The 26,653-nt window shown below is 69.4% G+C and carries 23 protein-coding genes and 1 pseudogene; 10 read left to right on the top strand and 14 right to left on the bottom strand.

Annotation, left to right across the window (positions count from 1 at the left end):
- Positions 1–3: 3 nt before the first annotated feature.
- From ACZ4XD_RS32605 to ACZ4XD_RS32590, 4 genes are all read right to left on the bottom strand, one after another.
- Entirely contained in the window at positions 4–762 is a 759-nt protein-coding gene (locus tag ACZ4XD_RS32605; protein WP_468048074.1) for an IclR family transcriptional regulator, read from the bottom strand.
- 52 nt (positions 763–814) lie between these two features.
- Positions 815–1,174 (bottom strand): beta-ketoacyl-[acyl-carrier-protein] synthase family protein, encoded by a 360-nt coding sequence (locus tag ACZ4XD_RS32600; protein WP_468048126.1) that lies wholly within the window; start codon positions 1,172–1,174, stop codon positions 815–817.
- A gap of 1,247 nt (positions 1,175–2,421) precedes the next feature.
- Positions 2,422–2,895 (bottom strand): hypothetical protein, encoded by a 474-nt coding sequence (locus ACZ4XD_RS32595; RefSeq protein ID WP_468048072.1) that lies wholly within the window; start codon positions 2,893–2,895, stop codon positions 2,422–2,424.
- Positions 2,896–2,929: 34 nt separating this feature from the next.
- Positions 2,930–3,490, bottom strand: coding sequence for a hypothetical protein (locus ACZ4XD_RS32590; protein WP_468048070.1), 561 nt, complete (start codon positions 3,488–3,490; stop codon positions 2,930–2,932).
- Between the two features lie 811 nt (positions 3,491–4,301).
- Here ACZ4XD_RS32590 and ACZ4XD_RS32585 point away from each other — a divergent pair.
- A pseudogene (locus ACZ4XD_RS32585) lies at positions 4,302–4,537 on the top strand (IS5 family transposase); the annotation flags it as partial.
- A gap of 235 nt (positions 4,538–4,772) precedes the next feature.
- On the opposite strand, the gene ACZ4XD_RS32580 reads toward ACZ4XD_RS32585, so the two are convergent.
- Positions 4,773–5,600, bottom strand: coding sequence for a helix-turn-helix domain-containing protein (locus ACZ4XD_RS32580; protein WP_468048068.1), 828 nt, complete (start codon positions 5,598–5,600; stop codon positions 4,773–4,775).
- Between the two features lie 111 nt (positions 5,601–5,711).
- On the opposite strand from ACZ4XD_RS32580, the gene ACZ4XD_RS32575 reads away from it, so the two are divergent.
- Together ACZ4XD_RS32575 and ACZ4XD_RS32570 are read left to right on the top strand one after the other, a co-directional pair.
- On the top strand, positions 5,712–6,488 hold the full coding sequence (locus ACZ4XD_RS32575; protein ID WP_129246604.1) for an alpha/beta fold hydrolase: 777 nt from the start codon (positions 5,712–5,714) through the stop codon (positions 6,486–6,488).
- A 709-nt stretch (positions 6,489–7,197) separates the two neighbouring features.
- Positions 7,198–8,640 (top strand): FG-GAP-like repeat-containing protein, encoded by a 1,443-nt coding sequence (locus ACZ4XD_RS32570; protein WP_468048066.1) that lies wholly within the window; start codon positions 7,198–7,200, stop codon positions 8,638–8,640.
- A 322-nt stretch (positions 8,641–8,962) separates the two neighbouring features.
- Here the strand turns inward: ACZ4XD_RS32570 and ACZ4XD_RS32565 are convergent, their stop codons facing one another.
- Positions 8,963–9,772, bottom strand: a complete 810-nt coding sequence (locus ACZ4XD_RS32565) for a LysR family transcriptional regulator (RefSeq protein WP_468048064.1) — start codon at positions 9,770–9,772, stop codon at positions 8,963–8,965.
- Positions 9,773–9,839: 67 nt separating this feature from the next.
- Between ACZ4XD_RS32565 and ACZ4XD_RS32560 the strand changes: the two genes are divergently transcribed.
- Positions 9,840–10,736 (top strand): NAD(P)H-binding protein, encoded by an 897-nt coding sequence (locus tag ACZ4XD_RS32560; protein WP_468048063.1) that lies wholly within the window; start codon positions 9,840–9,842, stop codon positions 10,734–10,736.
- Between the two features lie 422 nt (positions 10,737–11,158).
- Here the strand turns inward: ACZ4XD_RS32560 and ACZ4XD_RS32555 are convergent, their stop codons facing one another.
- Complete coding sequence (locus ACZ4XD_RS32555; protein WP_468048062.1) at positions 11,159–13,555, bottom strand: Orn/Lys/Arg family decarboxylase; 2,397 nt, start codon at positions 13,553–13,555, stop codon at positions 11,159–11,161.
- 218 nt (positions 13,556–13,773) lie between these two features.
- Here ACZ4XD_RS32555 and ACZ4XD_RS32550 point away from each other — a divergent pair, with 218 nt between their 5' ends.
- The 3 genes from ACZ4XD_RS32550 to ACZ4XD_RS32540 all read left to right on the top strand — a co-directional run bounded on the left by ACZ4XD_RS32550 (position 13,774) and on the right by ACZ4XD_RS32540 (position 16,844).
- The gene (locus tag ACZ4XD_RS32550) at positions 13,774–14,085 is read left to right on the top strand and encodes a hypothetical protein (RefSeq protein WP_468048061.1); all 312 of its coding nucleotides are present in this window, start codon (positions 13,774–13,776) and stop codon (positions 14,083–14,085) included.
- 875 nt (positions 14,086–14,960) lie between these two features.
- Complete coding sequence (locus tag ACZ4XD_RS32545) at positions 14,961–15,800, top strand: class I SAM-dependent methyltransferase (RefSeq protein ID WP_468048060.1); 840 nt, start codon at positions 14,961–14,963, stop codon at positions 15,798–15,800.
- A gap of 282 nt (positions 15,801–16,082) precedes the next feature.
- Positions 16,083–16,844: a class I SAM-dependent methyltransferase gene (locus ACZ4XD_RS32540; protein ID WP_468048059.1), complete on the top strand. Its 762-nt coding sequence runs from the start codon at positions 16,083–16,085 to the stop codon at positions 16,842–16,844.
- A gap of 209 nt (positions 16,845–17,053) precedes the next feature.
- Here ACZ4XD_RS32540 and ACZ4XD_RS32535 read toward each other — a convergent pair whose 3' ends face one another.
- The 3 genes from ACZ4XD_RS32535 to ACZ4XD_RS32525 form a co-directional block, all read right to left on the bottom strand.
- Positions 17,054–17,698, bottom strand: a complete 645-nt coding sequence (locus ACZ4XD_RS32535) for a TIGR04282 family arsenosugar biosynthesis glycosyltransferase (RefSeq protein WP_468048058.1) — start codon at positions 17,696–17,698, stop codon at positions 17,054–17,056.
- A complete protein-coding gene (locus tag ACZ4XD_RS32530; RefSeq protein WP_468048056.1) occupies positions 17,695–18,423 on the bottom strand; it encodes a glycosyltransferase family 2 protein in 729 nt (242 codons plus the stop codon). Before ACZ4XD_RS32530 ends, ACZ4XD_RS32535 begins: the two co-directional genes overlap by 4 nt.
- Positions 18,424–18,614: 191 nt before the next feature.
- Entirely contained in the window at positions 18,615–19,667 is a 1,053-nt protein-coding gene (locus ACZ4XD_RS32525) for an NAD-dependent epimerase/dehydratase family protein (RefSeq protein WP_468048054.1), read from the bottom strand.
- 364 nt (positions 19,668–20,031) lie between these two features.
- On the opposite strand from ACZ4XD_RS32525, the gene ACZ4XD_RS32520 reads away from it, so the two are divergent.
- On the top strand, positions 20,032–21,399 hold the full coding sequence (locus tag ACZ4XD_RS32520) for a hypothetical protein (protein WP_468048052.1): 1,368 nt from the start codon (positions 20,032–20,034) through the stop codon (positions 21,397–21,399).
- Positions 21,400–21,776: 377 nt separating this feature from the next.
- On the opposite strand, the gene ACZ4XD_RS32515 is transcribed toward ACZ4XD_RS32520, so the two are convergent.
- The 3 genes from ACZ4XD_RS32515 to ACZ4XD_RS32505 form a co-directional block, all read right to left on the bottom strand.
- On the bottom strand, positions 21,777–22,295 hold the full coding sequence (locus ACZ4XD_RS32515) for a hypothetical protein (RefSeq protein WP_468048050.1): 519 nt from the start codon (positions 22,293–22,295) through the stop codon (positions 21,777–21,779).
- Positions 22,292–23,581, bottom strand: coding sequence for a molybdopterin-dependent oxidoreductase (locus tag ACZ4XD_RS32510; protein ID WP_468048124.1), 1,290 nt, complete (start codon positions 23,579–23,581; stop codon positions 22,292–22,294). Before ACZ4XD_RS32510 ends, ACZ4XD_RS32515 begins: the two co-directional genes overlap by 4 nt.
- A 356-nt stretch (positions 23,582–23,937) precedes the next feature.
- A complete protein-coding gene (locus tag ACZ4XD_RS32505; protein ID WP_468048048.1) occupies positions 23,938–24,150 on the bottom strand; it encodes a hypothetical protein in 213 nt (70 codons plus the stop codon).
- 270 nt (positions 24,151–24,420) lie between these two features.
- Between ACZ4XD_RS32505 and ACZ4XD_RS32500 the strand changes: the two genes are divergently transcribed.
- Both ACZ4XD_RS32500 and ACZ4XD_RS32495 read left to right on the top strand, forming a co-directional pair.
- Positions 24,421–25,098, top strand: a complete 678-nt coding sequence (locus ACZ4XD_RS32500) for an LPXTG cell wall anchor domain-containing protein (RefSeq protein WP_468048046.1) — start codon at positions 24,421–24,423, stop codon at positions 25,096–25,098.
- Positions 25,099–25,455: 357 nt separating this feature from the next.
- The gene (locus ACZ4XD_RS32495) at positions 25,456–25,968 is read left to right on the top strand and encodes a DUF1203 domain-containing protein (RefSeq protein WP_468048044.1); all 513 of its coding nucleotides are present in this window, start codon (positions 25,456–25,458) and stop codon (positions 25,966–25,968) included.
- A gap of 38 nt (positions 25,969–26,006) precedes the next feature.
- On the opposite strand, the gene ACZ4XD_RS32490 is transcribed toward ACZ4XD_RS32495, so the two are convergent.
- On the bottom strand, positions 26,007–26,216 hold the full coding sequence (locus ACZ4XD_RS32490; protein WP_468048042.1) for a hypothetical protein: 210 nt from the start codon (positions 26,214–26,216) through the stop codon (positions 26,007–26,009).
- Between the last annotated feature and the right edge of the window lie 437 nt (positions 26,217–26,653).

Raw genomic sequence — 26,653 nt, 5'->3', positions numbered from 1 at the left:
GGTTCACGGCACGGGAACCGGTCCTGAGGCGCTCCGCAGGGCGCGCGAGAGCCCTGCCCCGGCGGCCCGGAGGTGCGCGGCCATCCGGGCCGGGTCCATCCGCTCGGGGGGACCCGCGACGGCCAGCGCGGCGATCAGGATGTCGGACGCGTCCAGCACGGGCGCGGCGATCGCCACCGTCTCCGGTCCGCTGCGGGCGATCGCGAAGCCCTGGTCCGCGACACGGGCCAGCTCCTCTGCCGACGGCTCGCGGACGGCCCGGCGACGCCCTCGCCCTTCGATACGGCCGGTGCCTGCGGGGACGAGCCGGGCGTGGTGGACCCGGAGGAGCTTCGCCACCGCGCATGCCGCCGCCTCGCTCTCCGCCGGGGAGCCGGTGCCGGGGTCGGGCCCCGGGCCGCCGAGCACCCCGCCCGCCAGAACCGGGTCGAGGCCGTTCGGGAGGAACAGGAACGCGCTCTGCCGGGTGAGGTCATGCACCCGCTTCAGGTGTGGGTGGGCCAATTGGCTGAGCATGCGTTGACGGGGTACGCGCGTGCCCAGCGTGAACAGGCTGAGCCCCAGGCGCAGGCCTCTGTCCCCGCGCTCCAGCATGCCCGCGTCGACGAGTTCGGCTATCAGACGGTGGGCGGTCGGCTTGGGCAGTTCGGCACGACGCGCGAGCTCGGACAGGGCCAGCTCAAAGTCCCCTGGACGGAAGCAGGTCAGGATCGAGAGCCCCCGGGAGAGCATGGACCGTGTGGTGCGCGTCTGACCGGTCAAGAGAGTGTCCTCCTGGTCGCTGAGAGGGCGGTGGCGGGAGCTTCGGTCTCGGTCACGGGCTTCGGACCCGGCGCGGCGGCCGGGCACCCGAGCCGCGCAGCCCGGGCCCACACCGGAGCCCAGCAGCAGAACCGGGTCCCCGCTCCGGATCTCGCCGGGTGCCGACGACTCGGGAAAACGCCGGGGGCACGGACGCCGCCTCGGAGGGATTGCCGACCTCTGTGATCGGCCTTGAGGACGGCCACTGTCCGACACCATCGGTGAATACCGTCTCCGTGTCGGCATCGTGCGCGTTCAGGCACTCGGTCATCTTCTCCGCGCCGACGACGAGGGCGTGACGGCTCGTCTCAGCCCACAGGGGCCCGTTCGTGGCGCCGAGGGCATAACAAGCGCCGACGCTTGCGGCGTTCATGCCGGATGCCGCCATGGCCGGGTTTCCCTGCCTGGCCGCAACACCCGGCTCTCCACAGCCGGCCGGGCCACGCGGGAGTGGTCGAGGTGCTCATCGACGGCGTCGGGCACGGCGCGGACGGATGCCGCGACATCACTCGGCGAGGCCCAGATATTCATCTCAACTGAATCCCCCGTTGTCGCCGTTGTACAGCAGCCACTATCAGCTGTCGGCCTGGTCCATGGCCCGACACCAGACCGCCCGCCTCATATCAGTTCGAGGCGGTTTCGTGGACAAGACAGCGCTGCCGGCCAGGAGGTCCAAGGGCGGCGTCCCACCCCGTCGGGTACTTCTGCGAATGCGAGCGACAGAAAGTGCCGCCCCTCATTGCCGGCCACGACGGATATGCAGCGTTCCCGGACTCGAAAGAAATGCTCACTTCTCATCCCCCGTCATGCATTTGGGACGGCCCATTGGGGCCTTCCCGCCACGTCAGACCTAAGAGCCTGGAACCGACCCAAGCGCGAGAAACGCATAGTCGTCGTGCCGCGCTCGATTTCTATCAGGTCGTCGCAACTCGACGTCTCCACAGTCGACTTTTCCGGCCACTTGCCCGCTCCGCACCCCTGCCACCTCCCGTCACTTCACTTCACGCCATATGCCCGCTTCAGCCGCATTCATCTACCCATCAATCACCACAGAGCAGACAACCCGGCGCCACCTCGACACGCAATATGTACGTTGCAATCCGTACTTTTGGCTGTAAACCACAGTCCAGCTACTCGTGCGCTCAAAAAGGGCTTCAAGTCGAGCACATGGCCAGAGGCGAACGAGGCAACGGGGCATCGCGCACAGCACGAGCAGCTCGAGGCAGCACGTCTTTATCGACTCTGCGCGCCCAGCTGGGAAAGTCCCACCGCATTCACCGGGCGCGACACCGGCGCATGCACATCACGAGCACTCCCTACCGTGTTCCTGCTGTGCGCGGTGCACATTTCGGCGTCCCGCAGCGGCCGCTTCCGCCACCAGGTATCGACACTTGCGGGGGCAAAGGATTGGCACCGTCCACGTCGCGGCATCCCCCACGAGCGGCTGGGCGAAGCGCCCTCCTTCGCCGCCGGCCTTCGAGGGCTACGACACGGTCGCCGTCCTCGCCGATGTGCTGCGTTCTCACGGCGCGGAACGGGCGCGCACTGCCGAACCCTGGCCGCGCGTGGCAGTCGAAGGCACCAAGTCATGGCGGGCGGCACAGGCACAGGCACCGACCGTTACTCGGCGAGCAGGCGGTTGAAGAAGGACCGGTAATGGCGCAGTGCTATGCGCAAGCCCTCGGTGTCGACTTGCTCGCCGCGATTCCACTGTCCTTCCAGCGCCTTCTTGTGGTCGGCGAACGTCGTGGCAAGGCTCTGCATGACCTCTGCAACCAGAGCGTCGGCGCCCTGCACAGCTTCGCGCGGTTCATCCACGAACCTGCTTTGGATCTCTTGCCAGCGCCTGCGGAATCCGTCGGCGTCCTCTCCCGAGAGAAGCTGCGGGGACTCCTCCTCAACGGCGCCCGTGCTCTCGGGGCCAGGAGTGGAGGTTTCCGTTTGTATCGGAGTGGCCTCGCCAGGGAGGGTGGGTGCCTCGGCGGCGGGTGATGTTGTTCCCGGGTCTGGAGGGGCTTCGGGGGGATGAGCCAGATCTTCGGTAGTCAGGCCCCTCTGCTCGGGGCCGGGGTCGGCTTCTCGATCGCGTTGCATTTCCCCATCCTTTAGCTGTTGTGGTGGGGTTCGCTCAGGCGGGTGCGCGTTCACGTCCCCCGCCGTCGGAGAGCAGTTCGTCGAAAAGGGCGCGGTAGTGCACCATGGCGCCCCGCAGTTGCTCAGTGGTGGCCTTGTGCTGGGTACTGAGCGCATCGACCTCGTGGGCGACCCGGTAGTGCTCCAGCGTGCGTCCGTGCTCGACGGAGAGGTCCCTGACCTGCTGCTCAAAGCCTTCGGTCGGATACCCCCGCTCGTGCATCAGCGACGTCACCAGCCGGTCTGCGTCATGCACAGCTTCTTCCGGGCGGTCGACGAACTCCTCCTGCACGCCGGCCCAGTCGCGGCTGTAACGCTCACGGCTGCTGCTGGGCAGGGGCTTGATGTCCAGCGAATCATGTCGCTTCTCGCGTGACCTCAGCTCTCGCTCACCGGCCCGCCGGCTGTCAGCGTCCTCAATGGTGCGCTCGTACTCAGGGCCGAAGCGTTCACGCAGATGGCGACGGCGGACCACGAAAAGCGTGATCCCGACGGCGAGCAGAGCAACCACCACCACGACGGGAATGATGATCGCCAGAAGGGTGCCTGTTGACATCGGGCAAACCTCCTTACAAAGGCGGCTCTGCTCTCAGCTTAGAACCGGAGGATGTGGTTGACCGGGCAACGAATATGCCTTCCGCTCCCACTTCGGCATCGAGAGCTTCTACTGCCGGCCCGGCATCGAGGGCGCCCACGAGAAGGGGCGGGGCCGACGGGCAGACCGTCTACTTCCGCCGCAACCACTTCACGCCTGTCCCGGAAGTCACCTCGCTCGCAGAGCTGAATGCGCTGGTCGAAACCAATGGGACCTCCACGACGGCCGCCGGCGCATCAGGGCGAGGCCGGGACACAGCGCGTCGAAGGACACCTCGCCGCCCAAGCGCTCCGGGGTGCCCCCCATCGTGATCAGCAGGGTGACGGCGGTGCCCGGTCCGATGCCCACCGGGGTGAGCAGCTGCAGGAAGTGATGTTCGACGAGCCGGGCCAGATGCTGTTCCAGGACCGGTTCTGCCCGATCAGCTGCTCGATGCGCCGGGCCAGCAGGGTCAGGACTATCCAGGTGGCCGGCAGCACCGCGTCGTCGCCGCCCGCGCCCCCGTCTCCGTCGTTGCCGGCAAGGCTTGCACAGGTGCGAACGGGGCCGGGTGGTTCAGCCCAGCCACTGCTTCCCGCAGGGCCGGGTCCGCGGTAGCGAGGACGGCCTTGAGCCGTGGGACCGTCAACGTAGGCGCCGGGCTGCATGTACGCCCGCAGGCGGGACTGGGCGCGGGCTCGGAAGTGGCTTGAGAGGCTGTTGGTTGGTCAGTCCCGAGGCAGGGCGGCGAGCCAGCGGTCGTCCTGGAACTCGGCAGGGACTTCGTCCTCGCCGCTGGCGGCGGGACGGCACCTGGCAGCGGGGCTTCGCTGAACCGCAGGCCCAGGCCGACGCCAGGGAGCTCATCACCTGTGATCTCGACGTCGACTCCACTGTATGCCGGGCCCATCAGCATGCCGCGGGGGCGAGGAAAAGGGGGATCTGCAGGTCGAGCCGCCCGGCGGTATCAGCGTCGAGCCGGACGACCACGGTCTCGGGCGCTCGCGCGGCGGCCTGACCACCAAGCTTACCGACGATGAGCTGGCGCGTGCTGTCGGAGTCGAGCATGCGCCTGAAGCGCCATTCGCAGTGGCCGTCGGGTACTTCCGGGACATCCCGTGGGCAGCCCAAAGCATCGAGGCTTAGAGGTCGCGCGGGTAGGCACGGTGGCACACCGATACAGAGAGGTGAGCGCGGAGTTCCGGTGATCATGGGGTTGTGACGGCACGTGATCACAGATGTGAGTGTTCTTGTGGGCACCTCCTCACTCGGCGGCCACCGTCGCCTGCCACGCGCCCGGGCGTTTGCCTGTGGCCTTGTGGAAGAACACCGAGAAGTTGGATGCGTCGGAGAAGCCGAGTATGTCGGCACAGCGGGCGGCGGTGAGGCGGTCGTGTGCGAGGAGCCGCTTGGCTTCCAGAGTGATCCGTTCGGCGATGTACGCCTTCGCGGTGCGGCCGGTGGCCTGCTGCACCGCTCGTGAGAGGGTGCGGGGCGCGTATCCCAGCGCACGGGCGTAGTAGCCGGCATCGTGGTGTTGCCGGAAGTGCGCTTCGACGCTGGAGCGGAACAACCGGAACACCGGATGTGTGAGCCGTGCTTCGGCGTGCGGTGGGTGCAGCCGGGCGATGAGCGCGGAGAGCAGGATTTCGGGCAGCTCCGTCGAGGAGTCACTGGGTGGGGCGGATGCTTCGAGGAGGAGATGGCTGCGCGCCGTGTCGACGAAGGGCCAGTCGGCGTCGGGGATGCTCCAGTGCGCGGCCAGGTCCGGGGAGGCGACGAGTTCTCGGGTGGTGTGGGTGACCGGCGCGGTCGGCACGAACAGCACGAGGTGTCCTGCCACTTCGGCGATGTCGTCCCACCGGTGCACCGCGCCGGGGGGAATCCACACCGCGGACCGATCTTGGAGCGGGTGGAGGTGGAAATCGACCGTGACTGAGCCGGGTCCGGCGTCGATGACGGCAAGGACGTGGAAGTCGGCGCGCTGCGTGCCGCCGTCGTTCAGCTCGCGAAGGCTGCCGAACGTCATCGTCTCGACCGAGGCGGCACGGCGTCCTGCGGGCTGGTAGGTCATCTGCCGGATCACGCTCACGTGTCCAGTTTTCACCATCGGGCGACCAGTCATGCCGATGTCCCCTCCGGGTGCAGAAGTTTCAATGAATACACAGGGCAATCGCCTACAGCATCGACCGGAAGAGCCATCATGAACACGACGCAGCAGACGCTTCTGCCCGCTTACGACCATCGGCCGGGGACCGGGCCGACTCTGGTGTTCCTGCACTATTGGGGTGGTTCTGCCCGCACCTGGGACCTCGTCGTCGACCGCCTGGCGGGCCGTGACGTGCTCACGGTCGACTTCCGCGGGTGGAGCCGGTCGAGCGCTCTGCCCGGTCCCTATACGCTCGGTCAGCTCGCCGACGACACGCTCGCCGTGCTCGCGGATGCGGGGGTCACCGACTACGTCCTGGTGGGGCATTCGATGGGGGGTAAGGTCGCACAGCTGGTCGCGGCCACCCGGCCCGCCGGCTTGCGCGGCATCGTTCTCGTCGGCTCCGGCCCGGCGAAGCCCGCCGCACAGGTCACTCCCGAGTACCAGGAAGCCCTGTCGCACGCCTACGACTCCGCCGAGTCCGTGGCGGGGGCACGGGATCACGTCCTCACCGCGACCGAGCTGCCCGCTCCGGTCAAGGCGCAGATCGTGACCGATTCGCGGACCGTCACCGACGCCGCCCGCACCGAGTGGCCGCAGCGCGGCATCGCGCAGGACATCACCGAGCACACGCGCATGGTCAGCGTGCCCGCTCTCGTCGTCGCCGGGGAACACGACCAGGTGGAGCCCGTCGGCGTGCTCCGCGACAACCTGGTGCCCTACCTCTCCCAAGCCGACTTCGTGGTGGTCCCCCACACCGGTCACCTGATCCCGCTGGAAGCCCCGGCCGACCTCGTCGACGCCATCACCGCATTCGCGCCGGCAGCCTGACCGTCCCCGCGGCCCGACGACGGGCTGTACCCCTGATCACCCGCACACGGGGCCGGGACAGGCCCTGCCGCGTTGCACCGCACCCGACAGATCTGCTTGTACGCCGGCCGCAGAGCGGCCGGCTCCGCATCGTGGACGACCTGTTCCCCGAGCCAGCCGCCCGGGGCCCGGGGCAACGCGGTGAGCGGCGCCCGTCACGCACCAGTCGCCTCCCCGTCTCACGCCCCCAACGGGCCCAGCGATCCCCTTCTTGGGCCCGTTCTGCCCTCGCGGATCTGTCCGGCGGATCATGTGACCGTCTCGCCCCGGACCCTGTCCTGTTCGTGAGGCGGGGCGGGAGGGCGGACGGGGCAGCCTGACGAACGATGAGTGGGCACGATTCGTACCGCATCTACCGAAGACCGGCCGCCGGGGCAGGCGGTTGAGCATCACCGGAACGCTGGTCGACCACTTGCTGTGCGGCATGAAGGAGTGAATCGAGGAGCGGGTGCTATGCGCCAAGTGCGGTGCCACGCAACGGAGTTACCGTGCGCTGCGCGAATGTGTTGGACCGAGTTATTTTCTGTTCATTCTGCAACCGTCCCGCTTTTGTTTCCGTCTATCCCTGCAGCCCCTTCCGTCCCACCGGGCCCATAGCTCAGCGGGACGGATCCGAGGGGCGACTGATGTGTTACCCGTTGGAGGATTTGTGCGCAACCGAACCAGGAGCATGGTGGCAGGCGCTGTGGGCGCCGCCTTAGTCGCGGCCGCGGCCGGCGGCGCCATGGCAGCACCGGCGGACGGCAACGGGCGGGGCCAGGACCAGCCCTCCACGAGTTCCGCCAAGCGGAGCAAGGCCACCCAGGGCGACCTCGACGGCGACGGCCACGCCGACCTCGGCGTGGGAGCACCCGAGGGCACCGTCTCCGGGAAGTCCAAGGCAGGCTACGTAGGCGTGACCTACGGCGCCAAGGGTGGCGTCGACACCAAGCGACACAGCACACTGACGCAGGCCAGCGCGGGCGTGCCCGGCACCCCGGAGGCCAAGGACGGCTTCGGCTCGACCGTGGTGCGTGGCGACGTGGACGGGGACGGTTACGCCGACCTGGTCGTCGCCGCGAACAACGAGGCCATCGGCAGCACTACGCAGGCCGGTTCCGTCACGATCGTCTTCGGCTCCAAGAGCGGCCTGTCCCGCGACGCCATCGCCTTCCACGCGCCGAAGGTCGCCGCCAACGCGCACTTCGGCGACCAGATAGCCGTGGGCGACCACAACAAGGACGGCCTCAGCGACATCGCCACCTCCGACGGCGAGAAGGTACAGCTCGTCAAGGGCGCGAAGAACCTGCGGCAGACCGCGACCCCGAAGATGACCAGCGTCACCCCGCCCGGCGGCGGCGTCAGCGTCGAACACCTGGCCTCCGGCGACATCAACGGGGACGGCTACACCGATCTCGTCACCGTCGCCTCCCAGGACTCGCCCTCCGACGAGGGCACGCTCGGCGTGCTGCCCGGTTCACCTGGGGGCCTGAAGAGCACGCCGCTGGGCAAGGACATCCCACTGCCGTTCGCGCACTACCGCCCCGTGGTCGGCGACATCAACGGCGACGGGAAGGAGGACGTCGTCACAGACACCGGCTTCTCGGACGGTCCGCAAGAGCAGAAGCTGCGCACCTACCCCGGCACCGCCGACGGGCTCGACTCCGACAAGCCGGTGGACTGGAAGGGCAAGGCGCAGGAGGGCGAGGCCATCCGGCTCGCCGACTTCGACGGCGACGGCCACGACGACCTGGTGGTCAGCAACACCGGCGCCGAGGCGCCCGGTGGCTATAACAACGCCGGTGCCATCAACGTGCTCAAGGGCACCGAGAACTGGCTGACCGACAAGGGGGCGCAGACCTTCTCGCTCGACACCGAGGGCGTCCCCGGCTCCATGGAGGGCAACGACAAGTTCGGTACGTCCGTCTCCCCGGCCGACTACAACGGTGACGGCAAGGCGGACCTGGCCGTGGGCATCCCGAACCGCACCAAGGGCGTCGGCGCGGCGGCCCTGCTGTACGCGGGCACCGACGGGCTGAGCGCCAAGAACTCGTCACTCATCGACCCCAATGACCTGGGTTCCCCGGCGACGAAGGGCCGCTTCGGCACGGAGCTGACGAACCCGGCGAAGTAGGCCCGCACGCTGGGCCTGTTCGGCAGATCACGTGCCTGTCGGCTGGTGAGCTGGTCGCTGCCGACTGGGGCGGGTGATCTGACAGATGCCGAGTGGGAACGGCTGCGGCCGTTCCTGCCGGTCACCAACCGGCGTTGTGGACTGCGCCGGCACCACTGACAGGTGATCGACGCTCTGGGGCGACGATCGCCACCGGCCGCGGCGTGCGTCCTCCTCCGTCATGCTGAGCCGGCCGCCCGTGCTGTCCCGCGAGACGGCGGTGGGCTTGGGCCGGCCGTCATGGTTGCGTGCGCGGTCGCGCAGAACGTGGCGTGCGAGCCGCTCAAGCAGGCCGCAGTGTCGCGGTGGCGATCTCGACGAAGTCACGCAGTAGTCTCTCGCGCCGGTCCGTGGCAACCGCCAGGCAAGTCTCGATCCCCGGGGCGTCTGTGACGGGGAGGTGGACGAGGTCGGGGCGGGAGTAGGACCGCGCGACGCTCAGCGGGATGAGGGCGATGCCGTGCCCGGAGGCGATGAGCTCGAACTTTTCTTCCAGCGACGACGTCCGCCGCTGCGGTGCGTCGAGCATCCGCTCGCCGTCGAGGTCTGCGGAGGTGAGTTCCGGACGGCCCGCCAGGGGGTGCGTCGCGGGCATGCAGGCGACCCTGGGATCGTGACCGATGGGAATGATGCGCAAGCCCGATTCATCGAACGGCCGCCGCAGGTAGCCGACTTGGGCCCGGCCGTCCCGCAGCGGCCGGTCCTGCTCCCACCAGCGTGCCGGGACGACGTCGATCTCGACGTCCGCGTGGTGCGACGTGAACGCCCGGATCGCCTCCGATACGTGCAGCCCCGGCGAGAAGGCGACCACCAGCCGTTGGACGCCTTGATCGACGTCCTGTACGCGGCGGACCACCGCTGCGACGGACCGGAGGATCTGCTGCGCCTCCTCGTAGAGCTGTGTGCCGGCGGCGGTCAGCTCCACGCTGCGGGTGGTCCGTAAGAGCAGCGTGCACCCCAACTCCTGCTCCAGAGACTTGATTTGGCGGCTGAGCACCGGCTGGGCGATGTAGAGCTGTTCCGCCGCACGGCCGAAGTGCCGGTGCTCGGCCAGCGTGGCGAAGTAGCGGAGCTTGCGAAGATCCAGATCCATACCCTGAAGGTATCAATCGTCTCCAAGGGTATTGGACGCCGCCAACGGCCGGCCCGAGACTCGAAGCATGATCGTCATTACCGCTCCCACCGGCCAGATCGGCGGCCGGCTCCTGGAGATCCTCCTCGACGAGACCCGGGCCCGCGGCGAAGAGCTGCGCGTCATCGTGCGTGACCCGGGGAGACTCCCCGACGCGGTCCGCGCCCGGGTCGACGTCGTCACCGGTTCGCACGGCGACGCGGAGGTCGTCGACCGGGCCTTCACCGGCGCGGACGCCGTCTTCTGGCTGGTCCCCTCACACACACAGGCACCGAGCCTGGACGCCATGTACTCCCACTTCACCCGCGCTGCCGCTGAGGCCTTCACGACTCACGGAGTCGGACACGTCGTCGGCGTCTCGGCGCTCGGCCGGGGCACCCCCGTCGCCGGCCGCGCCGGGCACGTGACGGCGTCGCTGGCCATGGACGACCTCATCGCGGGGACGGGCGTGGCCTACCGGGCGCTCGCCAACCCGACCTTCTTCGACAACCTGCTGTGGCAGGCGGTTTCGATCCGCGACCACGGCGTGTTCACGGGCACCGCGGCCGCCGACCGCAAGGGGCCGGCGGTCGCCACCCGGGACATCGCCGCGGCCGCCGCCGACCTGCTGCTCGACCGCTCGTGGGCGGGGACGGGCGAAGTCCCGGTGCTGGGCCCCGAGGACCTTTCGCCGAACGACTTGGCGCGCATCATGTCCGACGTCCTGGGCCGCCCGATCCGCTACGAACGGCAGACGTTCGACGACCTGCGCGATGCGCTCGCGGGACGAGGCATGGGGGACGCGCTCGTGCAGGGCTACCTCGACATGATGCGGGCCAAGGACGACGGCCTCGACGACGGGGTGCGGCGCACCCCGCAGACCGCGAGCCCAACGGCGTTCCGCGAGTGGTGCGAGCAGGTCCTCACGCCGGCGGTCCAGGCATGAGGGCCCGGACCGCCCTCATCGTCGGGGCGTCCCGGGCCCTCGGGCTCGGCCTGGCCATCGAGTACGCCCACCGGGGTGGGACGTCATCGGAACCGCCCGGGGCGATCGGCGCACCGGCCTGCACGACCTGGCCGAGGCGTCCGAGGGCCGCGTCACCGTCGAGTCGCTGGACATGACGGAGCCCGAGCAGATCGCCGCGTGACGCGGACGTCTGGCGGACCGCACTCTGGACCTGCTGTTCGTCAACGCCGCCAGCACGCGGAGCAACGTCCGCATCGGCGCGGTCCCGACGGAGATGTTCGTCGACGTCATGGTCACCAACGCCCTCGGCCCGATGCGGGTGGTCGAGTCCCCCCGCTCGCGGTTCGACGACCGCTCCCCGCCCGCCCCGGGGGAGGCGGGGGGGACCCGGTGCCTTGCCGTCAGTCTGTGGGCCGTTGGGGGCCGACCGGGTGCGGCGTCGGTGTCGTGTGGTGTTCTCCGGTGGTGCGGCCGGTTTGCTGGGCGGGGATCTGGCGTACGCATTCGATGAGGTAGTCGCCGGTGTCCGCAGCGACGGTGACGCCGTGGGTCTCGCTGTGGAAGCCGGGGAAGCGCCGGTCGAAGGACTCCAGGGCGGTCAGGTACCGCAGCAGCGGACCGTCGGGGGCGCCCGTGTTTTCGCCGGGCATGAGGACGGGAATGCCCGGCGGGGTGACGGTGACCATGGCAGCGGCCACCCGGCCGGCCGCGTCGGTCAGCCTTACCCGCTCGGTGCCGCCGCGGATGAGGCGCTGATAGCAGTGCTGGGGCGGGGTGACGGGCTCGGGCAGCTCCTGGAATGCGGTGTCGAGCAGCTCGACCAGGCGGGCACCGCGCAGGTGGTCGTGCATCTCCTGGCACAACTCACGCAGGGTCTGGCCGGTGTAGCGGTGGGGGTGGGCGGCGACCAGCTCCGGCAGTACCCGCTCCAGGGGTGCGTCGTGGTCGTAGAGCGTTTTGAAGTCCATGAGGGCGTCCATCAGGGTTCCCCACTTGCCCTTGGTGATCCCCATGGAGAAGAGGATGAGCGTGGTGTAGCTGTCGGTCTTCTCCACCACGATGCCCCTGGTGGCCAGGTAGGCGGTGAGGATGCGGGCGGGGATGCCCCAGGGGGACATCTGTCCGGTGGCGTCGATGCCGGGGCAGGTGAGGGTGACCTTGATGGGATCGAGCAGGCAGTAGCCCTTGGTCAGTCCGGTGAAGCCGTGCCAGTCGGCGTCGGGCTCCAGCTGCCAGCAGGACGGATCGGTGCGCAGCAGTTCCAGGGGGGCGTCGGCGAAGGGGAGACGCTCGCCGGTGGCCGGGTCGGTCACGGCCTCGGGTTGCCAGACGCCGAAGAACCAGTCGGGCCGGTCGTCGACGGCGGCGATGCGCCGGGCGACGCGTACGACCGTCTGGCGAAAGCGGATGGCTTCGGTCACCGATTCGTCGATGAGGCAGCGGCCCTGGGGACCGTCCATCATCGCGGTGGCCACGTCGAGGGAGGCGATCATCGGATACAGCGGTGAGGTGGTGCCGTGCATCATGAACGCCTCGTTGAACCGGTCGTGCTCCACCGGCGCCCTGGGTGCGGATTTGATGTGCACCATGGCGCTCTGTGACAGGGCGGCCAGCAGCTTGTGGGTGGACTGGGTGGAGAAGACTGTGGGACGTTCGGGTCCGGGGAAGGTTTCGGGGCCCACCGCCATGCCGTAGCGGCCGGCGTAAAGGGGATGGAAGCGGGCGTAGGCGAACCAGGCTTCGTCGAAGTGGAGCCGAGGGGTACTGGGTGCGAGGGCCTGGGCGACCTGGACGGTGTCGTAACACAGGCCGTCGTAGGTGGAGTTCGTCAGCACCGCGTACTGGGCCGTGGGCGAGACGGCGCCCTGGGCCAGTGGGTTGCGGCCGGCCCGGGAGGCGACCGAGGGTGCCTGAATCTCGGCGGGCGGCAGGGGGCCTGCCAGACCGTAGCCGTTGCGGGTGGGGACCAGGTAGACCGGCCGGGCTCCAGAGAGGACCAGACCGTGCAGCACCGACTTGTGGCAGTTGCGGTCCACCAGTGCGATCTCGTCCTGGGTGACGCTGAAGTGACCGACCATCCGGTCGCAGGTGGAGTCGCCGTGGAGTACGAAGTAGGTGCGGTCGGCGCCGAAGACGCGGGCGGCATTGCGCTCGGCGGCACCTACCGGGCCGGTGTGTTCGAAGAGGGAACCGAGTTCCCCGACGGAGATGGACAGGTCGCTGCGCAGCAGCCGTTCCCCGAAGTAGTCGTGGAAGGCCCGGCCGACGGGGGACTTGAGGAAGGCGACACCGCCGGAGTGGGCAGGGGTGTGCCAGGAGTACTCGTGCGCGTGGTCGAAGCGGCGCAGAGCCTTGAAGAACGGGGGTAGCAGGTCGTGCTGGTAGCCGCGGGCGGCGCCGGCGATGCGTCCGGCGATGAAGGGCGCGGTGTCCTCCAGCGGCCAGATGTAGCCGATCACCGTTTCGGCCACCCACAAGGGCAGGTGTTCCAGGTCTTCGCCGTTCGTGACCAGGAAGACGGGGAGATTCTGGAAGCGTCGGCCGACGTGGCGCAGTACCTCGGCACCGCCTGTTTCGCCGCCTTCTCCGGCGGCCTGGGGAAGGTCCCAGTCGAGCACGACGGCAGCCGTGCCCGCCTCGGTTCGCAGCACTGCCTGGGCGTCGTCGGCTGTGGTGGCCCAGCGCACGTCAATGCCTCGGTTCTCCAACTCGTTGCGGATTCTGCGCAGTTGCTCGGCGGCGACGCCTTGACCCTGTGGGAACTCGTGTACCGCGAACAGAACCGTCGCGTCGGTCATAGTGGCCCCTCTGCTGTGCGCGTGTCGGCGCATGGACTGCTCGTACGCACCATGCCTGCTGTCCGAGAGGCAACCGGAAGATCACCGGCAGCGGCCCAGTGGCTGGACCAAACCACTCCGAGGAGGGAACCGGAAACCGCCGCACCTGACCGCTACGTGAACGCTGGTGGCGGGGCTCTCCTGTCCCGGGGGGCCGCGCCAGCGGTGACGATCCTTCAGTGAGACGGGACTACGTCCTCCAGCAGCACTCCGTGGTCCGGCCGGACGTGAGGTGGGGGTACGAGGAGTGGCAGCCTGACCTGTTCGCGAAGAACGACGTGCTCGACCCGGCCTCCGCGGAGAAGAACCTCGGCTCGAAGATCCACATCTGGTGCGACTTCGACACGAGGAACGAGGAGCAGATCGCGGCCGACATCGAGAATCCTCTGCGTATGCTCAGCCAGCAGGTCTGGGGTTCACTACATCTGTCGCCGACCTGGGAAGACTTCACCTCGATCATCGAGATCGTCGGGCATACCCCGAACTGGTGACCCGAGGGACCCGCAGCCTTGCCCTGGCGTTCAATGGGTTATGTGGAATCCCCGGCAGCTCATCGTTCCACCTGGCGGGCAGGTCGGTCTGCGGGGGCGGGCACGGAGAGTACGTGAGCACGTCTCCGCCAGCGCCTCTCAGCCAAGAAAAGCAGCTAGGCCCCAGTTCGGTGGTCGCGGCCGACTGCGGCCAGGGCCTCCCTACCCGGCTACGGTGAGACGGGCGATCTGGTCCCGCAGCTGTTCGACCGACTCGCGGACGAGCTGCTGCCGGGACTCGATCTATGCTCCCCGCGCGAGCGGAGGTCAACCGAGGAACAGAACGGCACGCAGCGCCTGGCGGACGCGATAAGCCGGTTGACGGTGGCCCGCGAATCCCGTAGCGGGTATGAGCGGGAGAAGTTCCGTCTGTGGACCGACGCGGGTGGCCGAGGCTGTGAAGAAGCCGCGGCAGGGCAGAGCTGCAACCTGACCGGCGGAAGCCGGCGCTCGTACTACGACGACAAGACCTTCACCGACGCCCGCAAACTCGACATCGACCTCGTGCCCTTCGCCGAAGCGTGGGGCTCCGGCGCCTCGAAGTGGGCACCGGAGCGCCGCGAGCAGTACGCCAACGAGCTGAGCGCGGAGCGCAGTCTCCTCGCGGTCAGCCTGGGCCCCACCGGACCAAGGGGGACAAGGATCCGGCCGAGTGGATGCCGTCAGCGAAGGACGCTGTCCCGTCTCACTCAATCGACTCATTTTCGGTGCACCGGCCGTCGGCGTCGACGAGCCCGCGCTCGCGCAAGCCGTCCATGACCGCGGCCAGCCGCTCCTGGGTAGGACTCGGTATGCGGTCGCTCCGTAGCGGCGCGCTCTATATCGCGGAGGTTCAGATGACGCAGTATCCCGGGGCGACCCCGTACCCGATCCCGCCCGCAGTGCAGGAAGCGTACGGTCCGGCGGATCTCAGCTCGATGTCCCTGTTCGGTGGGGGATTCATCAACTTCGGCTACTGGAAGGGCATCGACCTCGACCGGCCGCTCACCGAACACGACCGGATCAGCAGCCAACAGGCCATGTACCGTCACGTGCTGGCCGCCTTGGCGCCCGTAGAGGGGCCGCGGGTCCTGGAGGTCGGCTCCGGGCTGGGGGTCGGCTGCGCCGTTGCGCTCGAGGAGTACGGCTTCGCGCACGTCACCGGCATGGACATCCATCCGCAGCAGCTCAAGCGGGCGAAACAGGCCAACGCCAATCTGTTGGCCCGCCGCCCCGAACAGCTGCGCTTCGCACACGGAGCAGCCGAAAGCATGCCGTTCGCGGACGGAGAGTTCGACTGCCTGTACACCGTGGAAGCCGCCCAGCACTTCCGTGATCTCGACGCATTCGCCCGGGAGGCCGCACGCGTACTGCGGCCCGGCGGGCGCGCCGTCATCACCAGCTTCTTCGTCCCCGACGCCGACCCGGCCCGACCCGAGCGGCTGGCCGAACTGCTCGACACTTACCGCACCGGCCTGGACGTCGCACACACCATCCCGCAGCTCACCGGCAGCCTCGAACGGGCCGGCCTGACCGGGGTCCGCGCCACCCCGATCGGGGCGTCGGTATGGCCGGGCTGGGACCGCTGGCTGGCACGCAATTGGGAGCCCGGTACCTGGCCTCGCAACTTCCTGCGGGCCTACCGTGAAGGCAGCCTCGACTACTTCACGGTCACCGCACAACGCCCCATGCCATGACCCAGCGGTCAGCCGTAGGAACCCGTTTTCCCGGCGGCTCCGAGCAACGAGGAACGCGCGCGCGAAACCGCGGCTTCCGGACATCCCCAGGCCGGTGGGCCGGAGTGGCTGTCTCGCCCTGGCGGTCACTGCACCTGCACTGCCCCGCCCCGCCCCGCCCCGGGGGAGAACCTCGGGACGCGCTTCGACCGCCGGCGCCCCACCCATGCTGTGACCGGAAGTGATCGCCGAGTTGGTGGCGATCGGTCTCCTGTTGCCCAAGTGCGGCTTGATGATGGGGAGATGACAGCCATCTCCCGCGCACAGTCGTTCAATATGGCCGCCGCCCAGTACGCGGCCGGCCGGCCTTCGTATCCGCCTGCGCTCTTCGATGCCATCGAGGAACTCATCGGTGACCGCCTGGCCGGTACCCGTGTCGCCGATGTCGGCGCGGGCACCGGGATTGCCACCGCGCTGCTGCGCGAGAGAGGTGCCGAGGTGATCGCTGTCGAGCCCGGCGAGGCCATGGCCCGCGAGTGCCGCAGGGCGCTTCCGGAGGTGCTGGTCGTACGTGGAGACGGCAATGCCTTGCCTCTGGCCGACGCTTCCTGCGACCTCATCGCCTACGCGCAGTCCTGGCAGTGGACCGATCCGACCCGCTCCGTCCCGCAAGCGCTGCGTGTCCTGAGCCCAGCCGGTGCACTGGCGATCTGGTGGAACACCACCGCCTTCGACGTTCCGTGGATCCGTGCCCAGCACGAGCGCATCGCGCGCTGCTGCGGAACGCCATCGAGGCCCGCCACGCGCCCCGGCGACAGCGACGCCATCCGGCTGGCGGGCCTGACAGGTCTGCGGGTCACACGCCGCCAGGTGCGCTGGACCCGGGTGGTCCCCCTCGACATGCACTTGGCCAACATCGGCAGCCGCTCAGCCTTCCTCGTCCTGGACGAGGCTCGTAGGCGTACGTTCTTCACCGATGAACGCAGGCTGCTGAACGATGCCTTCCCTGATGACGCGGTCGAGGAGACCTACCTGGTTGATCTGCTGGTGGCCTTTCGCCCATGACCTTGCCCGCCGCACACCCGACGGCCAAGACGACGACGCCGCCAGGCCACAGCGGTGAGCGGTCTGCCAACACACCGGTAACGGGTGCCCACCGCGGTGCCCGGGCACCGCCGGTGCCGGCCACTGCTTCGGTAGCAGGACCTACCTTCGGGCCGCAGTCCGCGTTGTCCACCCGGCGCGGGCCTGAGTCGCTACCGCTCCCGTGCCGCTCACCGACCGGCCTCCGCCAGCGAGTTCAGGGTGGTGGTGAAGCGTGAGCCGGGAGGGCAGCAGGCGGCGACCTCGGCGGCGTCGGCGGCGGTGTCCACATCACGCAGCACCGGCAGCTCGCACACGCTCAGCCCCGCTTCGGCAAGTCGGCGCCGCTGGATCGCCCCGGTGCGGTCGGTGGACATCGGCACGCCGCGCACAAGGGCTGCGGCGCGCGCCGGGTCGGCGAAACCCAGCGCCCAGAATCCGCCGTCCGCGGCCGGCCCGAACCAGGCATCGGTGCCGTCTCGGCCGACCCCCGCAAGGAGGTCCGTGGTCAGTTGGGGGGTATCCATCCCAACCAAGAGTGCCGGTCCACGGTCACAGTGGCCAAAGGCGGCCGCGATCCGCTCGTCCAGGCCGCCGGTGCCCTGGGGCACGATGTCGAATCCGGGCGGCAGCCAGGGGCCGGGCACACCGTCGAGAACAAGGACTCGGCGCCGGACGGGGGCGCTGAGCACCGTGTGCAGGGTGTCGGCAAGGGCTGCCTCGGCCAGCGCAGCCGCCTCCTGGGGCGTGTAGGGCGGGGTGAGCCGCGTCTTGACCCGCCCCGGCACCGGTTCTTTGGCGATGACCAGCAGCGTGTCCGTAAGCCGGGCGCTCATCGCCCGGTTCCTGGGGTGATCGCCGCGGACACCCGGTCGGTGACGGGCCGCTCGGCAAGGACGGCGCGCATGTCCCGTACCGCCTGCCAGGTGCCCCGCCAGGTACCGGTGACCTTCGAGCGGCCGGTGCGCGGGTGATACGGCACATCCGTCTCCGCCACGCGCCAGCCTGCGTCGGCGGCGCGGACCACCATCTGGAGCGGGTAGCCGGAGCGTCGGTCGGTCAGGTCCAGAGCGAGCAGGGCCTGGCGGCGGGCGGCGCGCATCGGGCCCAGGTCGTGCAGCGGCAGTCCGGTACGCCGGCGGATCAGACGGGCCAGCTCCAGGTTGGCCAGGCGGGCGTGCAGTGGCCAGACGCGGCGTGTCACGGGCCTGCGGCGGCCCAGTACAAGGTCGGTGGAACCGTCGAGAACGGGCCCGCCGACAGCGGGCAGAAGGGCGGGATCGAGGGAGGCGTCGCAATCGCAGAAGCAGACGACGTCGGCGGTGGCGACAGTCAGGCCCGTGTGGCAGGCGGCGCCGAAGCCGCGTCGCGGCTCGTGGACGACATACGCCCCGAGGGCGCGGGCGAGGTCCGCCGAGCCGTCGACGGAGCCGTTGTCGACGACGATCGCGCGCCAGCCCGAGGGGATTCGGCTCAGCACCCACGGCAGGGCCTCGGCCTCGTCGAGGCAGGGCAGCACCACGTCCACAGGAGAAGCCGAAGAAGGGGATGTCTCGGTCATGCCACTCACCCTACGGAGGCAAAGGGGACATAGGGGGTGGAAGGGAACCTACGGATCGCTGACATCCTCTGATGCTTCCGCCGAATGCCGAATGCCGAAATGCCGGTGCGAGACTCGGTGGCGGTGAATCCGTACGGGAAGGGGCCGGCCCTTCGTGTGCGTCGGGGCCGGCATTCGGGCCGGGGGGAACGTCAGCCGGCTCGCAGCGAGGCCGTCGCGAACTCCGCCATTCCCTCCGCAAACGCGACCTCCGGCTTCCAGCCCAGTTCGTCACGCAGCCTGCGCGAGGAGGCGGTGATGTGGCGGACGTCGCCGAGCCGGTACTCCCCCGTGACAACCGGAGTCCGCCCGCCGTGCGCCGCTGCCAGGACGGCGGCCATCTCCCCCACCGTGTGCGGCTCGCCGCTGCCGACGTTGTACGTCTGCGTGGTTCCCTCCGGCAGACCGGGCAGACCGTCCAGGGCCGCGAGGTTGGCCCGGGACACGTCCCTGACATGGACGAAGTCCCGCCGCTGGCCACCGTCCTCGAACACCCGCGGTGCCTCACCGCGCTCCAGCGCGGACCGGAACAGCGCGGCGACGCCGGCGTACGGGGTGTCACGCGGCATCCCGGGCCCGTACACGTTGTGGTAGCGCAACGCGGCCACCCGCCCGCCGACGGCTCGCGCCCACGCGAAGGCGAGGTGCTCCTGCGCGAGCTTGGTGGCGGCATAGACGTTGCGCGGATCAAGCGGGGCGTCCTCGGCCACCAGGCCGGGCGCGAGCGTCTCACCACACCTCGGGCAGGGCGGTTCGAAACGTCCTGCCGCCAAGTCGGCCACCGTGCGCGGCCCCGGCCGTACGACACCGTGCTCCGGGCACTCGTAGCGCCCTTCTCCGTAGACCACCATCGAACTCGCCAGCACCAGACGCCGCACCCCGGCCCCGGCCATACCTGCCAGCAGCACCGCGGTGCCCAGGTCGTTGCAGCCCACGTAGGCCGGGGCGTCGGCGAAGTCCTTGCCGAGCCCGACCATCGCCGCCTGATGGCAGACGGCGTCGACCCCCCGCAGGGCCTCGGCGACGGCCGCCGGGTCGCGGACGTCCGCATGTCTCCAGTCCACCCCGTCGGGGATCGGCGGGGACGTGCGGTGCGCGGCAGGCAACAGCGCGTCGAGCACGCGCACACCGTGCCCGGCGCCGGTGAGAGCGGTGACGACGTGCGAACCGATGAAGCCCGCGCCTCCGGTTACCAGGACCAACATGCCACCGACCGTACGGCCACGGGCCCGCCCGGCGACCGAACGGCGCCGGAACATCAGGAATGCGTAAGCCTTCTGCCGCAGGCTGGGCCTCGCCGGGCGGTGCGGCCGCCACCGTCAGCAGGCCGAAGTCCGCGCGGGCCGCGATCCGCTGAGGCCCACCGGCTCGCGCCGCAGCGGCCTGTTCGGCTGTCGGGGTGGTCGTCGGCGACCGATCGTGCCGCTGCCGCCGGCTCGGCCGCCGGGCCATCACGATGAGCAGAACACCGCCGGCCGGAGCGAGCCGCCCATACCGCGAACGATGTGATCCGCTGTGTCGAACCGTAAGGTCAGCGAACGGTCAGCCTTCCCGGCTCACGCGGTGACGATGAGTGCGCAGAAGCGGGAGTGCCGACGCGATGTGTGGGCGGTGGTGGCCGCGGTCGTGCTGTTCGCGCTGGCGGTGCTCATCGGAAGACTCGTCAACAGGACCGTTTACGGTGCGGAGGGGATTCTGCGGCTGGGGTGGCCTCCGCTGTATGCGTGGTGGCTGCCGCATGTCGGTCCGGGGACGCCGGCGGCTCTCGCTGTCGCCGCGCTGGTGGTGGTCTACGGCCCGCCGACTGCGCGGCGCCTGTCGTGGCGGGCGCTGGTGCCGGCTGTCTGGGGCGCGGCAATGGCATGGACGTGGTCGCTGGCGCTCGTGGACGGTTGGGGGCGTGGCATCGCCGAGCGGCTGACCACCGGTTTGGAATACCTGCAGTCGGTGAACGACGTGCACGATGTGCCCGCTTTCCTCCAGGACTTCACGCACCACATCCTGGTCGGCTCGCCCCACATCTGGCCGGCGCATGTGGCCGGCCACCCGCCCGGCGCACTGCTGACGTTCGTCGGCCTGGACCGTATCGGGTTGGACGGCGGCGCCTGGGCGGCAGCCTGGTGCATCACCGTCGGGTCGTCGTTCGCGGCCGCGGTCGTGGTGACCGTGCGGGCGCTGTGTGGTGAGCAACTGGCCCGGCGAGCGGCCCCGTTCCTGGTGCTGGCCCCGGCGGCGGTGTGGATCGGTGTCAGTGCCGACGGCTATTTCGCCGGTGTCTCCGCCTGTGCGGTGGCGCTGCTCGCGCTGGCGGCCACCCGCACCACGCGCAGGCCCGGCCTCGCGGCTGTGGGCGCCGGTCTGCTCATGGGGCTTGCCTGGTACCTCTCCTACGGCCTGACGGTCCTCGTCGTGCTCGGTGCCGCCGTCCTCCTCCTCGCCCGGTCGGCCCGTCCCCTTCCGTTGGTGATCCTGGGAGTGCTGCCGTGGGTGGCGGCCTTCACCGCCGCCGGATTCTGGTGGCTTGACGGCTACACGGCCCTCGTCGAGCGCTACTACCAGGGCGCCGCCAAGGTTCGCCCATACGGCTACTTCATCTGGGCCAACCTGGCCGCTCAGGTGCTGACAGTGGGCCTGGCCACGGTCGCGGGACTGTGCCGAACCGCCGGACCTCTGCGGCCGGCCGTGCGAGGGATGCGGCGTAGGTCACCGGCCGGGCGTGGTGCACTGTCGGTGCTGGTCGCCGCGGCGTTGTGCATGATGCTGCTCGCGGATCTGTCCGGAATGAGCAAGGCAGAGACCGAACGGATCTGGCTGACCTTCGCGGTCTGGCTGCTCCCCGCCTGCGCGCTGCTCCCACGCCGGGCTCATGCCCGGTGGCTGGCCGCCCAGGCCGTCCTCGCCCTCCTCGTCAACCACCTTTTGCTGACCGGCTGGTGACGGCTGCACGGCCCGGGTCCGGACCGGGAGCCGCCATCCGGCAACGCCGTGCCCGCTGCTGCAACCTCGCTCAGCCTTGATGTCGCGTGTGTGCCGGGCGAGAGCCGGCGGACCGCTTCAGCTCCAGGAAGTGGCGGTCGCCGACCGACCAGTGTTCGCCCGGCTGCCACCCGGTGACCGCTGCCGTGCGACGCAACGCGGCAACGCCGACACGGGCCCAGGGAAGGGCATTCCAAGGCGGCCACGCCCGTCATCGAACCGCACACGCAACCGTTCCTCGACGTCCTGCGAGGCCGCCTCCACCAGCAACAGGCCTCCACGAGGAGACACCAGGCTCCCGATCCGCTCCGGCCCTTTCTCGGAACTGGCGGCCTTGGTTACGCCTGGTGTCGGCCGGGCGCCTTCGGAGGGGCTTCGTGCGCTCTCGGCCGGGGCGAACGCGCACGCCACATGGCGACCAGCAAACACACTGCGGAGGCTGCGAAGAGGGCAGCCGTGATCAGCAGCCAGCGGCCCCAGAACACGTCGGCCGGCAGTCCGGTGTACGAGGTGAAGCCCGGGACCCGGTTCAGGATGAGCGGATACCAGACGAGGAGCAGCAGGAGGGCCACGAAGGCGGGCACGCGGATGTAGTTGATCCGGCCTGTCAGTGAGGGCGAGCGGTCCGCCGCGTCCCTTCTGCGACGGAAGACGCATTGCACCACTCGGTCGGTGACGGTGTAGAGGGGGAGAAAGACCAAGTCGTGCAGGAGCGCGGCGCCCACGAACCAGAGGACGACGCCGAGCGTGTCTCCGTTCAGCAACCGGAGTCCCGCATAGCCGGCCAGCGCGAAGGAACACAGCACGAGCAAGAGGTGCAGCGGGGAGGCGCCGTAGCGGGTGCGGAAGCCCTTCACTGTGCTGCTCCGAAGGTGAGGCGAGTGACCCACTTGGTGTTATGCACACCCGGGTTGGCCGGGACGATGATCCGCGCCGGATAGCCGTGGTCCGGGGAGAGGTCCGCGCCATTGACCCGCAGGGCGAGCAGTGACCTGGGGTCCCGCACCTGGTTGTCGCGCAGGTGGGTGGAGCTGAAGGCTCCTGCGCGCTGGGCGGACTCGACGAAGACACCGGGAGGGCTCTGCCGCTGTCCGACCAGGGCTGCCAGGTCGGACAACCGTACCCCGCTCCAGTGCTGGTCGTCGGTGGACCAGCCCTCCACGCAGGCGATCGGCAGGGCTGCCGTGTGCTGCGGCAGCGCCAGCACCTGCGCGCGGGTGAAGATCCGCTCCCGGCCGGGGCCGCGTACGACCAGGCGCCAGTCAGGCCCGATGTCGCGGGCACGGATACCCACCTCCGCCGCGGTCTTGTTGATCTGAAAGCCATTGGGGCCCTTTCCTGGCTCCTGCCCGTGCGGTGCCAGCAGCGCGGTCTTGCGCAGGGCCCCGCCGATGCTTTGCCCGGCCGTCACGACGAGCAGTGCCAGCGAGCCGGCACCCACCAGGCCGAGCGCGCCCCGCCGCGACATCGTGGGCGGCGCGGGGTGGGGCGTCACCAGGCCGGTGTCATCCGCCGCTTCGGGCGTCGTGCGTGCGGCGGGGGTACGCACGACGCCGCGGAAGCTACGGCTGCGCAGCGCCTTTGCCATGGTGGGAATCCGGAAGGCGACGTGGACGACGAAGGCGCCGATGAATACCCAGGCGCCGTAGAAGTGCAGGGTGTAGAAGGACCCGGGGAAGATGTAGTGGAGCTGGATGTTGAGCACACCGGTGACGAATTCGAACAGCACCCCGCCCACGAGGAGCAGCAACGAGAGCCGCTCCAGTGCATGACTCAGTGAACGCACCGGCGGCCAGGTGAACAGCTTGGGGACGACCGACCAGAGCTTCGCCAGCAGGATCGGGATCAGCACCACGCCCAGCGTCACGTGGATTCCCTGAGTGAGGCGGTAGAGCCAGTACGGGCTGGTCGGCCAGGAGAACAGATAGAAGCCGAGCCAGCCCTTCCCCGGCGTCTTGTCATTGCCCGGTGCCAGGTTCGGGTTGTACGCGGCGTAGGACAGCAGTCCGGTCACGAACAGCACGGTGATGCCGACCAGGAGGATCAGCCCGAACACCGACGTCAGCCACGGTCCCCGCAACGGACTGCGCCAGAAGCCCGGCCGTGTGGGGCCCGGCGGCGGAGTGTTCCGCAGTGCGGCCAGGCGCCGGCGACGACCGGCACGGGGCTTGGCAGCCTTTTCGGTGAGTGGGGAGGCGCCGGCGGCCCGTCGATGTGCGGAGCTCCCTCGGGGTGGCGGGCTGCTGCCGGCCGACTTGTCAGGCTGTCGCTGCGGCCTGACACGACGGGGCTCGCCCTCACGGTCGCTGCCCTCCACATCGATCCCCTTACAGTGGCCGGTGCGACATGATCGCCGCCCAGGACCCACCGTATGCAGCTCGATGCGCAATTCACCCTTTGCCGCACATTGCGGAACTCTTTCGGCCCCCACACCGACCTCACCCCGCCCCAGACGGACCCCTACGCGCAGAGGCGCCCGAGCGTGATCAGCTATGGGTCTCAGCCTCCTGCCAGGCCGCTCAGCTGGCCGCCGATGCCCCCACCGGGTCGCACATCGCGCTCGTCGCCGACCCCGTCCGAATGTTCTCCATCGAGGCCGGAGACACACTCCTCCCCTACACCGAAGGCGTCATCGAAGCCCGCGACCGAGATGGAATCTTCTACCTCTCCACGGAAGGGGCCGTCCAGTGCGTCGAGGGCTCCCTGAGACACTCCTGCCCCACATCCGGCGCGACCTCCGCACCCACGTCGGCGGTCGTCTCGGCGACGACGCCGCCCTCGTCGCGATCCACCGCCCACCACCTCCTACCGAGGCCGCAGTTGAGGGCAGCGGTGCCCGTACCCAATCGTTACGCAGGACTAATGGGGCGAGCAGTGCGCTATGTGGCATAAGCGTTTTGAGGTGCCTTGACGGTCTCCTGGGGGCGCAGGAAGCTGAGCCGCCCCCCACGGCAACCCTCCTCTTCCCACGATGGAATGCCCATGCGCCCGTTTGTTTCCGCAGGCACGCTCACGGCCGCCGTGGCCGCGGCCCTGCTACTCGCCCCTTCTGCGCACGCCGCCACGCCCGGCGACAACGGCACCGTGAAGATCCACGACGCCAAGACCGGCGAGGAACTCCGCAAGAACGAGCCCCACGTCTGCACCTTCTACCTCGATGCCTTCGGCTTCGACGGCGGCCAGCAGGTCGACTGGCACATCGAAGCCTGGGCCCCGACCGCCGACGTCAAGGGCACGACCGTGAAGACCGGTTCCCTGACACTCGACGACGAGGGGCACAGCCGAACGCAGGACCTGTCCCTGCCCGACGGCCACTACAAGCTGTACTGGAACTTTGACGGCGAGCACGGCCGGGCCAAGCACAAGGTCTTCTGGACCGACTGCGAGGACGACACCACCCAGCCTGGCGGCGGCAAGCCATCGGCATCCGCTCCCCCGTCCAGCCCCGCGCAGCCGACCGCCGCGCCCACGTCGTCCGCCCCCGCCAGCGCCGCCCCAGCGCCTGCCGCACCCTCGGCTTCCCCGTCCGCACAGGGCGGCGGCGACCTCGCCGAGACCGGCAACGGCGCTCCCATCGGCCTGCTGTCCACGGCAGCTGCCATGCTCCTCGCAGCCGGCGGCTACCTCGCGTTCCGCCGCCGCAAGGCCCAGCAGCACTGACGTCCGCCGCCCCTCCTGGATGTGCCCTCGGCGGGGACATCCAGGGCACAGTGCAGGGACAACACTGCGGACCAGCGAGAACTACGAGCGTAATTCCCCCTGGTCCGCAGTGGTTTCGCGGTGACGCCGCAGGTCAGGCCGTGTACCGCCCCACCGGAAGGCGCCGGCCGCAGAGTCGAGGGAACCGTCCGCCATACGCCCGGCGAGCCAGTAGGCGAGGGCCCACTTCGTCTGGTTTCACTGCTCGCCAGCAGCCTCACCTGGCCCGTGTATCGGCAGTGCTGGCGAGGACCTCTGACCGAACTTGAAGTCGGTTTCGCGCCAGCATTGGCGATGTCGGCCAAGCAGCCTGAGTGCATGATGACCATGACTTACCAGCCGACTGCCATTGCTCCCCACATCCTCGATGGACTCCGCGAACGCGACGATGCCGGCGTGATTCCCCGTGCCTACGCGTACGACATGGACGGAGCACCCTTGCGGTGCTGCTTGCGCCGGAGCCGTGCCGGCGAGCGGATCTCGCTGGTGTCTTATGCACCGCTGCGTCGGTGGGCGGCCGAGGTGGGCATCGACCCGGGGGCCTATGACGAGGTGGGCCCGGTTTTCATCCACACTGGCCGGTGCACGGGACCGCATGCATCCTTCGGCTATCCGTTCGCCGAGACCGGGGCCCTGCGTGTCTTTCGCCGATACAGCGGCGAAGGCCGGATCACGGGAGGCACACTCGTGCAGTTGCCGGACGACCCCGACAAGGCACAGGCTGCCGTGGACCGCGCCCTGCACACGGCCTTCGCCGATACTGAAGTCGCAGTCGTGCACGTACGGGCGGTGGAGTACGGCTGCTTCCACTACGAGGTGCGCAGGCCCTGACCGCAGACCAGGGCTTCAGCCTTCATGGCGTGCGCCGGTCATAGCCACTCGTTGATGGCTGCGACCAGCACCGTCGACATGGGCTTCTGCCCCTGCTCGACGGTCAGGCGCAGCTTGGTGGTCAGACCGCCGTGCGAGTGCCCGAGGCCGTGATCGTCGGGCTCAACGCCGACCCCGCCGGGGCGGTTCCTTTTGCAGGGCCCCTTTTCCCGCGCCCCGGCGGCATGCTGGTGAGCCCGGCACACCATGGAATCAATGTTGAGGCCCCCGGCGGCGAGTTCCCTGGCGTCGGCCTGGCCTGCAACTCGGCGAAGATCCGCTGGTCCACATCGGGGGATGCCCCGGCTTCCTGGCCCTGGGCAACAACGACTCCAGGCGGGCCCACTGTGCACCCGTCAGTTCTCGCGTGCCACAGAGCAAGATCTGCTTTAAGCCCCGCGCCACGCACCCCTGTGGGCCTCTCCCCGACCGACCGGTGAGCAGACTTGCCTACCGGCCACAGATAGTCACCGATCAAGGGTTCCGACATCGGCACACAGCCTGTCTTTTAACCTCTGGGCCTCTGGGGTGACGTGCTTGATCATGGGTGGATGACTGCCTTCTATCATGTGTGCTTCGTGGTCCCGGACATCGAGCAGGCGATGCAGGACTTTCAGCGTGCGGCCGGGGTTGAGTGGAGTGATCC

The organism is Streptomyces sp. NPDC029466 (genome assembly GCF_055574515.1).
The sequence above is the reverse complement of the archived record's forward strand: the minus strand, read 5'-3'. Positions and strand labels throughout refer to the sequence as shown.